The organism is Kitasatospora sp. NPDC047058 (genome assembly GCF_040643935.1).
Taxonomy (GTDB): domain Bacteria; phylum Actinomycetota; class Actinomycetes; order Streptomycetales; family Streptomycetaceae; genus Kitasatospora.
On sequence record NZ_JBEYVJ010000001.1, the window covers coordinates 71,420 to 84,654 of the forward strand.

A 13,235-nucleotide genomic window follows, 5' to 3' on the forward strand; every position below is an offset into this window, starting at 1 on the left:
CCTATGTGGAGCGACACCACACCAGGTCCCGTGGAGCAGTTGGTTAGCTCGCCACCCTGTCAAGGTGGAGGTCGCGGGTTCAAGTCCCGTCGGGATCGCTCGTCTCGCAAGAGGCGGTGCAGTACGGCCAGGTAGCTCAGTTGGTACGAGCGTCCGCCTGAAAAGCGGAAGGTCGCCGGTTCGACCCCGGCCCTGGCCACATAGCCTGACCAGGCACGATGCCCTCGAAGCAGCTCGCTTCGGGGGCATTTTCGTGCCGTTTGACGCCAACGGCGCAGCGGACGGTCACTCCCCTCACGGCCCCGCCGAGCGAGTACGTGACGTACTTGACGTACTTCACGGGCGCGGGCGACCCTGGTTCTCGGACGAGGAGGCTTCCGATGACAGCAGTCCACTACGAGAGCTACACCGAAGCCAGAGCGCACCTGAAGGATCTGCTCGACGCAGCCGGGCAGGGCCGTGTCGCGACCGTTCGCCGCGACACCGAGTACGCGGCGGTGGTCGACGCGGGACGGCTACGCCACGCCCTCACGCTGCTGTGTCCGTCCAAGGCCGAGGTGGTCGCAGAGGGTGGCGGCTGGTCGGTGTTCTTCCCTGGCCTCCCGGTCGCCGCGGACGGCGGCACGTTCGATGAGGCCATCGACGAGATGGTCGACGCGCTCCGCGAGTATGCGGAGGACTGGCAGGACCGACTCCTGAGCGCTCCGAACCACCGTGACAACTGGGGCCTGGTCCAGCTGATCGGCCTCAGCGACGACGCGCAGCTCCGCGACTGGCTGCTCGGAGTCGCGAAGTGACCTGGCCTCAGCCGACACGCGAACGGCACGAGCAGTTCTGCAAGGTTGAAGGCTGGGATCGCGTACGTGACGCGCGCGGTCGCACCGGTACCCACCACATCACCTATGAGTTCGGGCTCCCCGATGGACGGATCCTGCGCACTCGGGTATCGCATCCGGTCGACCGCACCGCGTACGGCGCGAGCATGTGGGCGCACATCCTCCGCGATCAGCTCGACGTGACAGAGGATGTCTTCTGGCCGTGCGTCCTGGACGGCACGCTTCCCGATCGAGGCGCGCCCGAGCCACCACGCGAGGCGATCCCCGTGGATCTGGTCTACCTGCTGATCAACCGCGTCGGCCTCACCGAGGGCCAGGTCGCCGAGCTGGACAGGGCCCAGGCGATCGAGCGACTCCAGCAGTTCTGGACCGAGGGTCGCTGACACCAGTCGCTGGATCGCCGCCCGGGGCTACTGGTGGCCGTCCCCGAGCCCCACACACGGCAAGGACGGGCTTCAGCCCAGCAGAGCCCGATCGTCGAGCCGGCGCAGCAGGCCCGGCAGGTGCCGGTACTGCTCGCGGAGCGCGGCCACCCGCTGCCGGAACTCAAGGCCGCGCCCCACGTGATCACAGGCGTCACGGAGCACGACCAGGAGAGCCACGGCGCTGTCATAACGGGCCGCCTGCTTACGAGCGACATGGTTCTCGACCTCGTGCCAGATCGCTCCCTCCTCGGCGGCCAGAGCAGTCAGCTTCATCGCTCGCGCCTCGACTCGAACCCGTTCGGCGCGCTGTCGGCGTTCCGTGACTCGCGCATGCGCCGCGTCCAGCAGTTCCGCGACGGAGCGCTGGCCCGACACCGTCACGGCAGACGGTTCGCCGCGCAGCCGGCGCACAAGTTCGGCTCCCAGCTGAGGCTCATCCCCCAGCGCGAGACGCAACAGGAGGCCATCCTTCTCCTTCTCGGGAAGCGCGGCGATCAGTGGCGCCAGCTTCTTCTTCCCGGGCCGCTTCGGAGGTGCGGGGGCGGGCGGGCTGGCCTCGGCGGCGACCGCCAGCAGATCGGCGTCGACCCGCAGGAAGTCCGCGAGCGCCCGCTGCGGTGCGGTGAGCCGGTCGAGCCCGGCCGGGACCGGGGGCTCGACCGCTGCCCGGTAAGCCTCCTCGTCGTCCTCCTGGAATGCCCAGGCGCCGATGGCGGACAGCCATGCGAGGTAGAGGGCACGGTGATCTCCAGCGGCCAACTCGGCTCGAACCCCGGCGATGGCACCGAGCGAGTCCTCGGCGCCCTCGTCCCAGTCCCCGCTCTCGTCCTCGCTGCGCAGGTCCAGGACTAGGTGGGTCTTGGTCGTCCACGCCTCGACGTACTCGTCGAAGCAGTACGGCTCCAGTGCCCGCAGCGGGAGCTGCCCCTTGGGCAGGCGCAGGATCACCTGATGGGTGCCCCAGTTGGTCAGGTAGAGGTGGGCGTCGTAGTACTGCTCCACCATCCGCCGAGAGTCACCGCGGAAATTGCCCCACTGATATTCGTTGGTGAAGCTGGTCGCGGTGATCCGGGCCCGGGTGGACAGCGACCGCAGTTGCTCCTGCTCGTCGCTGGTCAGCGGTCGGTCGATCGCCAGGAACCCGTAGTACTGGTACTCGCTCATCGCTGGGACCCTAACGGGAATGCCGATCCTCGATGATGAGATCCGTCAAGCCCAGAGCAGACAGGAAGCGGCGATGGAACCCGAGCAGCCACGCACCGTCGAGCAGGTCCGAGGTCTCGTCAGCTGGATGGGCGCGGGACGCAAGCTCACCCAGATGGGCAAGGTCACCCTCGCGGACGCGCGGGCCCTGGTCACACTCCTGGAGACCGGCGACACCATCGACCCGGCCATCGGTGACAGGACCTTCAAGACCAAGTCCAGCCAGGAGCTGTACCACCTGAACCTGCTGGTCGAATGGGCCAAGGCGGCCCGGCTGCTGCGGGTCACCGGCGGCCGCCTGGTGCCCGTCAAGAAGAACGCGCGCGTACTGGAGGATCCCGAGCGCATCCTCGACGCGATGTTCGAAGCCCTGCCGCGCATCGGCGAGGCGGTACTCCCCTCCGGGTGGCTCGGCTCGATGTTCGCGGAGGAGTACCCCGCCGGGCTGCGGGCGGTGCTGACGAGCCTCTACGCCACGGACCTCCCGGTGCCGGAGCAGAAGCTGCGGACTGCGGTGTGGGAGGCGCTGTCCGGGTTTTTCGTCCTCGACGACCTTCCCGAGGACCGCCTTCGCCTCCTGCGTCAGAGCAACGACCGCGACGTGGACCGCCTCCTCGCCACGCTCAATGGCCTCGGGGCCGCCCAGCAGACCGGCAAGTCCGTCGCTCTCACCTCGGCCGGCCGTCAAGCCATGGCCCGGTTGCGCGGGGAGCCACGCCCCGGCGACCCCGTCTACCAGCTTCGCATCCAGCTCGCCGATGTGGATCAGCCTGCGGTGTGGCGCCGCGTCCAGGTGCCGGTCGGTATCCGCCTCGACAACCTGCACCGGGTCATCCAGGCGGCGATGGGCTGGCAGAACTGCCACCTGCACGCGTTCAGCGCGAACGGCGTCGACTACGGGCGCCGCTCGTCCGAGCTCGACTTCATCGACGAGACCACCGCCACCCTGGACACTGTCGCCAAGGAGGGGGCACCCCTCGATTACACCTACGATTTCGGCGACTCGTGGGACCACCGCATCACCGTCGAACACCAGATGGCAGCCGATGCCGACCACCACTATCCCGCCTGTGTGGACGGAGCGGGAGCCTGCCCACCCGAGGACTGCGGCGGCCCGGGCGGGTACGAAGAACTCAAGCGGACCCTCCACGACTCCGCCCACCCGGAGCACGAGGACCTGCTGCGCTGGCTCGGTATCGAGACAGCAGCCGACTTCGACCCGGCCCGCTTCGACCTGCGCGAAACCAACCGGCAACTGCGCACTCTCGGCTGGTGAGCACGGTCCGGTCCCGTGACTCCGGTTGACGCCAACGCTGATGCCAACCGCCGTGCACCATGCCGTCCGTAGCCGCACTTCCACGGACGGCAGAACCGCTCAAAACAGGGCGTATCGACGCTCCGGCTTGGCCTGAAAAGCGGAAGGTCGCCGGTTCGACCCCGGCCCTGGCCACCGTACGAGGAAGGCCCCGGAGAGTTCACTCTCCGAGGCCTTCTGCATGTCACACCCGCCAAGAAGCGCTGCCGACTAGGCTGAGAACCCGGTCGGCTCGCCCGGGAAGGCACCGGACATGAACCCAGAGCACTTCGCCCTGTTGGAAGAAGCCCGCAGGAACCTGCCAGACGGGTTCAAGGTCGAGATCTCGGGCGACACCATCGTCATGATGGTCAGCCCGTCGGGCATCCACCAGCGGAACCTGCTGGTGGTGCGCCGCCAGTTCGACGCACACGCCCCGGCCGACCTGCTGCCGAGCGAGAACACCGACCTGGTCTCGCCGAACGTCGGCAAGAGCCGCAACCCCGACCTGAGCTACCTGCCGGGTGAGGCGCTGGAGACCACCGACAACCAGGTCCCCGCCGAGCTCGCCGCGATCGCCGTCGAGCTGGTCTCCCCCTCCAACCCGGAGAACGACTGGGTGGGGAAGGTGCGGGACTACCCGCTCATGGGCATCCCGCTCTACCTGCTGGTCGACGCCCGGCAGAAGACCGTCACCCTGTTCAGCCGGCCGGACGGCACGAAGTACCACCGTCGCGAGGACATCGAGTTCGGCGAGACGCTGCACGTTCCACCGCCGTTCGACTTCGAGCTGGTCACGACGGCGCTGCTGCCCTACTGAGCTGCGAGCCGGGTGGTGAGCCAGTCGGCGGTGGCGGGGAGCCAGTCGACGAGGGCGTTGCCGAGCAGGTGGTTGCCGTGGGGGACGTGGAGGAGGGTGGCGTCCGGCGCGTGGCGGGCCAGGGACTCGGCCGTGGTGACGCCGGGGATCCGGTCCTCGCCGCCCTCGACGACCAGGAGCGGGCCGGTGATCGCCGGGGCCAGGCCGGTCAGGTCGATGCGGTCGGCGAAGGCGCGCGCGGCCTCCGGGCCGCCGCAGCGCTGGGTCAGGGTCGCGGTGACGAAGGGGACCAGGGCGTCCCAGTCCAGCCGGTACGGGCCGCTGACCACGGCCGTGGCGCGGACCCGGGGCTCGTGGGCGGCGGTGACCGCGGCGTAGTAGCCGCCGAGGCTGAGGCCGATCACGCCGACCCGGGTGGCGTCCACGCCGTCCCGGGCCGCCAGGGCGTCGATCACCCGGCCGACCACGCGGTGGTAGTCCGGGTCGGGGGTGCTGGTCGCGGCGAGGACGCCCTGGCCCGGGCCGTCCATGGCGAACACGGCCGTGCCTCGCGCCAGCAGCGCCTCGGCGACGGCGTGGAACTCCTCCTTCCCGGAGTCCATGCCCGGCACGACCACCACCACCGGGGCCCGCCCGTCCCCGGCCGGGCGGCGGAGCCAGCCCGCGAACGACCCGCCCTCGATCCGCTCGGCGGCCGGCTCCAGGCGGGCCAGCGCGCTGCGCATCGCCTCGTCCGCCTCGGTGGCGGCGCGGGCGGCGGCCGCGCGGTCGGGGTGCGGCAGCAGCGCGGCGAAGTGGAACCAGCGGGCGGCGGTCCGGTAGGCCTCGCCCGCGGTCCGGCGGCGGCCCTCGGCCGTGGCCTGGTCGGCGGCGGCGAGGTGGCGCAGGCCGGCGGCCCGGCAGGCCTCGGGCCACCCGAGCAGGGACGGCAGCGCGGCGGTGACGCGGGTGTACTCGTGCGGGTCCAGCCCGGCGCCGGTGGCGCGCGGACGGTTCTCCTCGACGAAGGCCGGCAGCAGCGCGGGGTGGTCGAGGAAGGACAGGTCGGGGGCGGCGGTCATCGGAGCGGCTCTCTGTTCGGGGACGGAGGTCGGGCGGGTGGAGCGGGGTCAGGTCCGGCGGGTGGAACGGGGCGGGGTCAGGACAGGGTGAGCACGGCCTTGCCGCGGATCCGGCGCTCCCGCAGGTCGGTGAGGACGGCGGCGGTCTCCGTCCAGGGCGCGACCCGGCCGATCTCCGGGGTGAGCCGCCCCTCCCCGACCAGGCGCACCAGGGTGGCGAGGTCCGTGCCGTCCGCGGTGTCGGAGTCGGCGTAGTGGAAGTGCCGCAGCGTGGCGGACTCCGGGCCGGCGAAGAAGCCGAAGAAGTCCAGCGTCGCGGGCGTCCGGGAGGCCTGGCCGAACCAGATCAGCGTGCCGCGCTTGGCCAGCCGGGCGAGCGCCAGGGGCAGGTCCGGCCCGCCCGTCGATTCCAGCACCAGGTCGTACGGGCCGCGCGCCGCGCCGACCTCGTGCACGACCTCCGCCGCGCCCAGCTCGGCCAGCCGCCGGCCGCGCTCGGCCGAGGCCGTGACCACGGTGAGCTCGGCGCCCGCGGCGGCGGCCAGCTCGGTGACGTAGTGGCCGACGCCGCCGGAGGCGCCGGTCAGCAGCACCCGGCGGCCGGCCAGCGCGCCGGCGGTGCGCAGCAGCCGCAGGGCGGTCAGCCCGGCCAGCGGGAGGGCGGCCGCGCGGACGCTGTCCAGCTCGTCCGGGAGCTCGGCCAGCGAGGCGGTCGGCACGCACACGTACTCGGCCCAGCCGCCGGCGGGCGGGTGGCCGACCACCCGGCGGCAGACGGCCGGGCCCGACCCGTCGGCGGCGGCCTGCACGACCAGGCCGGCGATGTCCTTGCCGGGCCGCCAGCCCGGCCGGGGGGCCTCCAGCTGGAACGTCTCGCCGCGGTTGACCGAGAACGCCTCGACCTTCACCAGCGCCTCGCCCGGCCCGGGCCGCGGCTGGTCCACCTCGGCGAACCGGACCGTCTCGTCCGCCCGGCCGGTCGGTGTCAGTGCCTTCACGATCCTTCGCCCTCCCTCGGCCCCTCGCCGGCGGGACGGGCGAGGTGGTGCCCCCAGCAGACCGCTGCCGCCCGCACCCGGTCCAACAACCGCCCGGGCGGCACGACAACCGATCGTTGTCGGCACGGCCCGCCCACCGGACGCCCGCCCACCACCACCCGCCCGCTCCACCGAACGCCTGCCAACAGCACAGGAAGGCCACCGGAGCACGAGCCCGTACGCTGAGCCCCCATGGATCTCGATCTCGCCCAGGTCCGGGCGTTCGCCGTGGCGGCCGAGGAGCTGCACTTCGGGCGCGCCGCCGCACGGTTGGCGATCAGCCAGCAGGCGCTGTCGAAGCGGGTGGCCCGGTTGGAGGCGGCGCTCGGGGCGCGGCTGCTCGACCGGGACGCCCGCGGGGTCGGGCTGACCGAGGCGGGGCGGCGGTTCCTGGAGCCGGCCCGGCGGCTGCTCGTCCACGGGGACCACGCGGTGGCGGCGGTGGCCTGCACCCGGCGCCCGCTCCGGATCGACGTCTGGGGGCACCTGTACGCGCCGATGCGGACGGTCGCGCAGGCCGTCGAGGGGGTGCCGGGGCTGGAGGTGGAGCCGGTCCCGGGGCGGGACCTGCCCTCGGTCGCGGCGGCGCTGCTGCGCGGCGAGAGCGACGCCGGGTTCGGCCGGGTGCACCCGCTGCCGGACGGCCGGGACGCGGGGCTGGCCCACCGGCTGGTGCGGCTGGAGCCGGTGGACGCGCTGCTCAGCACCGACCACCCGCTGGCCGGCCGGGACGTGCTGCGCCCCGCCGACCTGCGGGACAGCGTGCTGCGCTACCCGGCCGCGGTGGACCGGCTGGACTTCCTGACCCGGTTCGCCGACCAGTTCGGCATCGCCGCGCGGACGGGTTCCACCAACCTGGGCCTGGAGCACTTCGTGGAGCGGGTCCGCACCGACCCGGCCTGCTTCTCCCTCCTCCCCGCCGACTGCCCGCTGCCCGACCATCCGGCGGCGACCGCGGGGCGGCCCGGTGTGCGGACCGTCCCGCTGGCCGACCCCACCCCGCTCTACGCCTGGTCGCTGGTCTGGCGCGAGGAGGACTCCCGGCCGCACCCCCAACTGGAGCCGCTGTTGGGGGCGTTCGGCGAGGAGGCACGGCACAGCCGGTGGCTGGAGTACGACCCGGCGCGGGACTGGCTGCCCGGCCCGGACGAGGACGCCCTGCGCCGCTGAGCCCGGACCGGCCGCCCGCCGACGCCGGTCAGTGGAACCACTGCGTGTCCGTGGCCAGCACGGCGCCACCGGCCCCGAGGAGCCTGACCGACGTCGCCTGGACGCCGGGCTTCCCGGGAAGGCCGATCCAGCGCATCGGCGAGTCCCCGAGCACGACCGGGACCGCCTCGGTGCTGGTGCCGTCGGACCAGGCCGCCACCACCCGTGCGACATCGGGCCCCACCGGGGCCACCAGGACCGGGACGCCTCCCGCCCCGCCGCCCTTGACGCCCAGCAGGCTGCCCTCCAGGGACCGCCCGGCCCCACCGCCGGTGGGGCCGGGCGGCCGCCCGTCGGGGGACGGCACCCGGCTCGCCGAGGACTCGGTCTCCGTTCCCGCGACGGTGAGGAAGACCCGAACCGTGTCGGTCCCCGGCGGGTAGATCAGTCGCAGCCGCTCGGCCGGGCTGCGGTCCGCCATCGGGTGGCCCGGCGAGGGCGAGGCGAGCTCGGTGTTGCGCTGCTTCGCGGGCCACTTCTCCTGCTGCGCGAGCGCCTGGCCCATGGTCTCCGGGTGCGGCCAGAGCTGGGCCCGGGCCTGCCAGGTGGTGCCGCCCGCCTGCCCCTGGGCGACCAGCACCTCGGTGGGCGTGAGCGGATCCCGGCCCGGCGCCGCGGACGCCCCGGCCCCGGACGCCCCGGCCCCGGACGGGGACGGCGTACCGGGCGAGGGACGCGCACCCGACGCGGACACCGCCCCCGACGTCGGCACCCCCGCGACCCGCGCCGACCCCCCGCACCCGCCCGCGCCGCCCCGGACGGGGTTCGCACATCCGCGGCGGCGGCTGTGACACTGGAGGGGCTCAAAAACCGGGGTGCGCTCCACCCCGCCTCCTTGCGAACCTAGAGGGATGCCCGCAGTGAGTTCTCCCGCAGTCCAGTCCGCCGACGCCCCTGCCCAGGGACCGGGCATCGGCGAGCTGGCCGCCCGTCTCCCCGAGCTGACCCTGCGCGACGAGGTGCGGATCGGGCGCCGGCTGGAGGGGGCCCGCCGGGTCCGCAAGCCCGGGGCGCGTCAGCAGATCGCCGCCGAGATCGCCGCCGACATCGACCGCGCCGCGCTGCTGGTCGAGCGGCGCCGGGGCGCCGTCCCCGAGATCACGTATCCCGCCGAGCTGCCGGTCAGCCAGAAGAAGGACGAGATCCTCGCCGCGATCCGCGACCACCAGGTGGTGATCGTGGCGGGCGAGACCGGCTCCGGCAAGACCACCCAGATCCCGAAGATCTGCCTGGAGCTGGGCCGCGGCGTCCGCGGCCTGGTCGGCCACACCCAGCCCCGCCGGATCGCCGCCCGGACGGTGGCGGAGCGGGTCGCCGAGGAGCTGCGGACGCCACTGGGCGAGGCGGTCGGCTGGAAGGTCCGGTTCACCGACCAGGTCGGCCAGGACACCCTGGTCAAGCTGATGACGGACGGCATCCTGCTCGCGGAGATCCAGACCGACCGCGAGCTGCGCCAGTACGACACCCTGATCATCGACGAGGCGCACGAGCGCAGCCTCAACATCGACTTCATCCTCGGGTACGTCAAACAGCTGCTGCCCCGCCGCCCGGACCTCAAGGTCGTCATCACCTCGGCGACCATCGACCCGGAGCGCTTCGCCCGCCACTTCGGCGACGCCCCGATCATCGAGGTGTCCGGCCGCACCTACCCGGTCGAGGTCCGTTACCGCCCGATCCTCGACGAGGACGCCGAGGACGACTCCACCGACGCCGACCGGGACCGCGACCAGATCCAGGCGATCTGCGACGCCGCCGTGGAGCTGCAGGCCGAGGGGCCCGGCGACATCCTGGTCTTCCTCTCCGGCGAGCGGGAGATCCGCGACACCGCGGACGCGCTGAATCGGCTGAAGCTGAAGTCCACCGAGGTCCTCCCGCTCTACGCCCGGCTGAGCTCGGCCGAGCAGCACAAGGTCTTCCAGCGCTCCCACTCCCGCCGGATCGTGCTGGCGACCAACGTCGCCGAGACCAGCCTCACCGTCCCGGGCATCAAGTACGTGATCGACCCGGGCACCGCCCGCATCTCCCGCTACAGCCACCGCACCAAGGTGCAGCGGCTCCCGATCGAGGCGGTCAGCCAGGCCAGCGCCAACCAGCGCAAGGGCCGCTGCGGCCGCACCTCGGACGGCATCTGCATCCGGCTGTACTCGGAGGAGGACTTCCTCTCCCGCCCCGAGTTCACCGACGCCGAGATCCTGCGCACCAACCTGGCCTCGGTCATCCTCCAGATGACCGCCGCCGGTCTCGGCGACATCGCCGCCTTCCCGTTCCTGGACCCGCCGGACTCCCGCAACATCAAGGACGGCGTCAACCTGCTGCACGAGCTGGGCGCGCTGGACCCCGACGAGAAGGACGTCCGCCGCCGCCTCACCCCGCTCGGCCGGCAGCTGGCCCAGCTCCCGGTGGACCCGCGGATGGCCCGGATGGTCCTGGAGGCCGACAGGAACGGCTGCGTCCGCGACGTCATGGTGATCGCCGCCGCCCTCTCCATCCAGGACCCGCGCGAGCGCCCCACCGAGAAGCGCCAGGCCGCCGACGACCGGCACCGCCGCTTCCAGTCGGAGACCTCCGACTTCCTCTCCTACCTGGCGATGTGGCGCTACGTCCGGGAGCAGCAGAAGGAGCTCTCCTCCTCGGCCTTCCGCCGGATGTGCAAGTCCGAGTTCCTCAACTACCTGCGGATACGGGAGTGGCAGGACATCTACTCCCAGCTCCGCACGGTGGCCAAGCAGCTCGGTGTGACCATCGAGGAGCCCCATCCCGACGCCGAGCCGGACGCCGACCGGATCCACCAGTCGCTGCTGGCCGGCCTGCTCTCCCACATCGGCCTGTTCGACGTGGAGAAGCGCGAGTACGGTGGCGCCCGCGGCGCCCGGTTCGCGGTCTTCCCGGGCTCCGGCCTGTTCAAGAAGCCGCCGCGCTGGGTGATGTCCGCCGAGCTGGTGGAGACGTCCCGGCTCTGGGCGCGGATCAACGCGAAGATCGAGCCGGAGTGGGTGGAGCCGCTGGCCGGCCACCTCACCAAGCGCAGCTACAGCGAGCCGCACTGGGAGAAGAAGGCCGGCGCCGTGCTGGCCTACGAGAAGGTGACCCTCTACGGGATGCCGGTCGTCGCCCAGCGCAAGGTCAACTACGGCCGGATCGACCCCGGTCTCTGCCGCGAGCTGTTCATCCGCAACGCGCTGGTCGAGGGCGACTGGGAGACCCACCACCGGTTCTTCGCCGAGAACCGCAAGCTGCTCAGCGAGGTCGAGGAGCTGGAGAACCGGGCCCGCCGCCGGGACATCCTGGTCGACGACCAGACCCTGTTCGACTTCTACGACGAACGGCTGCCGGACGACGTCGTCTCCACCCGGCACTTCGACTCCTGGTGGAAGAAGGCCCGGCACGACCAGCCGGACCTGCTCAACTTCGAGAAGTCGATGCTGATCAACGACGCCGCCGACGGCGTCACCGAGGCGGACTACCCGGACCACTGGCAGCAGGGCAAGCTCCGCTTCAGGCTGACCTACCAGTTCGAGCCGGGCAGCGACGCGGACGGCGTGACCGTCCACATCCCGCTGCCGGTGCTCAACCAGGTCACCGCCGAGGGCTTCGACTGGCAGATCCCCGGCCTGCGCGAGGAGCTGGTGACCGCCTACATCAAGTCCCTCCCCAAGGCGATCCGGCGCAACTTCGTGCCGGCGCCGGACTTCGCCAAGGCGGCGCTGCGCCAGGTGAAGGACCGCCAGGAGCCGCTGCTGCCGACCCTGGAGCACGTCCTCAAGCGGCTGACGGCGGTCACCGTCCCGCCGGAGGCCTGGGACGACGAGCGGGTGCCGGAGCACCTCAAGGTGACCTTCCGGGTGGTGGACGGCCGCAAGAAGCTCGCCGAGTCCAAGGACCTGGAGGACCTGCGGCTCCGGCTGAAGCCCAAGCTGAAGGAGACGCTCTCCTCGGCCGCCTCCGGCCGGGGCATCGAGCAGTCCGGGCTGACCGCCTGGCCGGCCTCCCTGCCCGTCCTCCAGCGCACCTTCGAGCAGCGCTCGCACGGCCACTCGCTGCGCGCCTACCCGGCGCTGGTGGACGAGCGGGACGCGGTCGGCATCAAGCTGTTCGACACCCCGGAGGCGCAGGAGAGGGCGATGTGGGAGGGCACCCGGCGACTGCTGGTGCTGAGCACCAACTCTCCCGCCAAGTCGATCCAGGGCCGGCTGGGCAACCAGGCCAAGCTGGCGCTCTCGTACAACCCGCACGGCTCGGTCCCGGCGCTGTTCGAGGACGTGGTGGCCTGCGCCACCGACCGGCTGATGACGCTGGCCGGCGGTCCGGCCTGGGACGAGGCGGCCTTCGGCAAGCTGCACGACAAGGTCCGGGCCGACCTGTACGACCTGTCGGCGGACACCACGCTGAAGACGGCGACGGCACTGATCGCCTTCCACAAGGCGTCGACCCGGCTGAAGTCGGTGAGCAGCCCGGTGCTGCTGTCCGCGGTGAACGACGTCCGGCTGCACCTGGCCTCGCTGGTGCACCCGGGCTTCGTCACCGAGACCGGCTGGCAGCGGCTGCCGGACCTCAAGCGCTACCTGCTGGCGGTGGACCGCCGGCTGGAGGCGCTGCCCAACCACCCGCAGCGGGACGCGCAGCAGCTGCTGAAGGTCCAGCAGGTGCAGCAGGAGTACGGGGAGCTGCTGGCGGCCGTGCCGGCCGGGCGGGAGCCCTCCCCGGAGGTGCGGGCGATCCGCTGGATGATCGAGGAGCTGCGGGTCAGCTTCTTCGCCCAGTCGCTCGGCACGCCGACGCCGGTCTCGGAGAAGCGGATCACCAAGGCGATGGAGGCCGCCCGGGCGACGCTGTGAGGCCGCCCAGCTCAGCGGGCCGGGGGCCCTCAGGAGCCGGTTCGACCTGGGGGCCCCACATGGGCTACGATCTGTCTTGTTCGCAGCGCGGCAAGCAAAGCGAACGGATCAGAAAACTCTGGTCCCGTGGAGCAGTTGGTTAGCTCGCCACCCTGTCAAGGTGGAGGTCGCGGGTTCAAGTCCCGTCGGGATCGCCGTTGCCGAGAGGCCCGGAACCGTTTGGTTCCGGGCCTCTCGCCGTTTCATCGGACGCCCCTTTACACCTGACTAGGTCTAGACCACAAGTAACCGTCCGTGTGATCGTCGTCACTCATGTTTTCCCGGGACCCACTCCCCGGCACCCCCGCCAAGGTCCCAGTAATTTAATATGTAAAATTGTACATCTATTAACTGTAAATCCCCCCCGCCTCACGGGCATCAAATCGTTATCTGGAGTTCAGCATTCCGACCGGTTGGCCGGTCCGTGAGGCATGACAAAGGGGCCGCTTACCGGACCCGGCGGAGTCCGGTAAGCG

Annotated in this window: 10 protein-coding genes and 3 tRNA genes; 9 read left to right on the forward strand and 4 right to left on the reverse strand. The window is 71.9% G+C overall.

Annotated elements, in window-relative coordinates:
* Nucleotides 1–24 precede the first annotated feature (24 nt).
* The 4 genes from ABZ885_RS00225 (at nt 25) to ABZ885_RS00240 (ending at nt 1,219) form a co-directional block, all read left to right on the forward strand.
* Nucleotides 25–98, forward strand: a tRNA-Asp gene (locus ABZ885_RS00225).
* Nucleotides 99–125: 27 nt separating this feature from the next.
* Nucleotides 126–199, forward strand: a tRNA-Phe gene (locus ABZ885_RS00230).
* Between the two features lie 181 nt (nt 200–380).
* Nucleotides 381–797: a prevent-host-death protein gene (locus ABZ885_RS00235; protein ID WP_360181208.1), complete on the forward strand. Its 417-nt coding sequence runs from the start codon at nt 381–383 to the stop codon at nt 795–797.
* Nucleotides 794–1,219, forward strand: a complete 426-nt coding sequence (locus tag ABZ885_RS00240) for a cytotoxic translational repressor of toxin-antitoxin stability system (RefSeq protein WP_360181211.1) — start codon at nt 794–796, stop codon at nt 1,217–1,219. The genes ABZ885_RS00235 and ABZ885_RS00240 overlap by 4 nt, the downstream gene beginning before the upstream one ends.
* Nucleotides 1,220–1,291: 72 nt before the next feature.
* Here the strand turns inward: ABZ885_RS00240 and ABZ885_RS00245 are convergent, their stop codons facing one another.
* On the reverse strand, nt 1,292–2,425 hold the full coding sequence (locus ABZ885_RS00245) for a hypothetical protein (protein ID WP_360181214.1): 1,134 nt from the start codon (nt 2,423–2,425) through the stop codon (nt 1,292–1,294).
* Nucleotides 2,426–2,444: 19 nt separating this feature from the next.
* Between ABZ885_RS00245 and ABZ885_RS00250 the strand changes: the two genes are divergently transcribed.
* On the forward strand, nt 2,445–3,740 hold the full coding sequence (locus tag ABZ885_RS00250; RefSeq protein WP_360181217.1) for a plasmid pRiA4b ORF-3 family protein: 1,296 nt from the start codon (nt 2,445–2,447) through the stop codon (nt 3,738–3,740).
* A 292-nt stretch (nt 3,741–4,032) separates the two neighbouring features.
* Nucleotides 4,033–4,578 carry a Uma2 family endonuclease gene (locus tag ABZ885_RS00255; RefSeq protein WP_360181220.1) on the forward strand — a complete coding sequence of 182 codons (546 nt, stop codon included), beginning with the start codon at nt 4,033–4,035 and terminating at the stop codon, nt 4,576–4,578.
* Here the strand turns inward: ABZ885_RS00255 and ABZ885_RS00260 are convergent.
* Together ABZ885_RS00260 and ABZ885_RS00265 are read right to left on the reverse strand one after the other, a co-directional pair.
* Nucleotides 4,572–5,639 carry an alpha/beta fold hydrolase gene (locus ABZ885_RS00260; RefSeq protein WP_360181223.1) on the reverse strand — a complete coding sequence of 356 codons (1,068 nt, stop codon included), beginning with the start codon at nt 5,637–5,639 and terminating at the stop codon, nt 4,572–4,574. The genes ABZ885_RS00255 and ABZ885_RS00260 overlap by 7 nt on opposite strands.
* Nucleotides 5,640–5,716: 77 nt before the next feature.
* Complete coding sequence (locus ABZ885_RS00265) at nt 5,717–6,637, reverse strand: zinc-binding dehydrogenase (protein WP_360181226.1); 921 nt, start codon at nt 6,635–6,637, stop codon at nt 5,717–5,719.
* 231 nt (nt 6,638–6,868) lie between these two features.
* On the opposite strand from ABZ885_RS00265, the gene ABZ885_RS00270 reads away from it, so the two are divergent.
* On the forward strand, nt 6,869–7,846 hold the full coding sequence (locus tag ABZ885_RS00270) for a LysR family transcriptional regulator (protein ID WP_360181229.1): 978 nt from the start codon (nt 6,869–6,871) through the stop codon (nt 7,844–7,846).
* Nucleotides 7,847–7,874: 28 nt separating this feature from the next.
* On the opposite strand, the gene ABZ885_RS00275 is transcribed toward ABZ885_RS00270, so the two are convergent.
* On the reverse strand, nt 7,875–8,465 hold the full coding sequence (locus ABZ885_RS00275) for a hypothetical protein (protein WP_360181232.1): 591 nt from the start codon (nt 8,463–8,465) through the stop codon (nt 7,875–7,877).
* 331 nt (nt 8,466–8,796) lie between these two features.
* Here ABZ885_RS00275 and hrpA point away from each other — a divergent pair, with 331 nt between their 5' ends.
* Both hrpA and ABZ885_RS00285 read left to right on the forward strand, forming a co-directional pair.
* Nucleotides 8,797–12,720 (forward strand): ATP-dependent RNA helicase HrpA, encoded by a 3,924-nt coding sequence (hrpA, locus tag ABZ885_RS00280; RefSeq protein WP_360181238.1) that lies wholly within the window; start codon nt 8,797–8,799, stop codon nt 12,718–12,720.
* Between the two features lie 120 nt (nt 12,721–12,840).
* Nucleotides 12,841–12,914: transfer RNA gene (locus ABZ885_RS00285), tRNA-Asp, on the forward strand.
* Nucleotides 12,915–13,235: the final 321 nt, after the last annotated feature.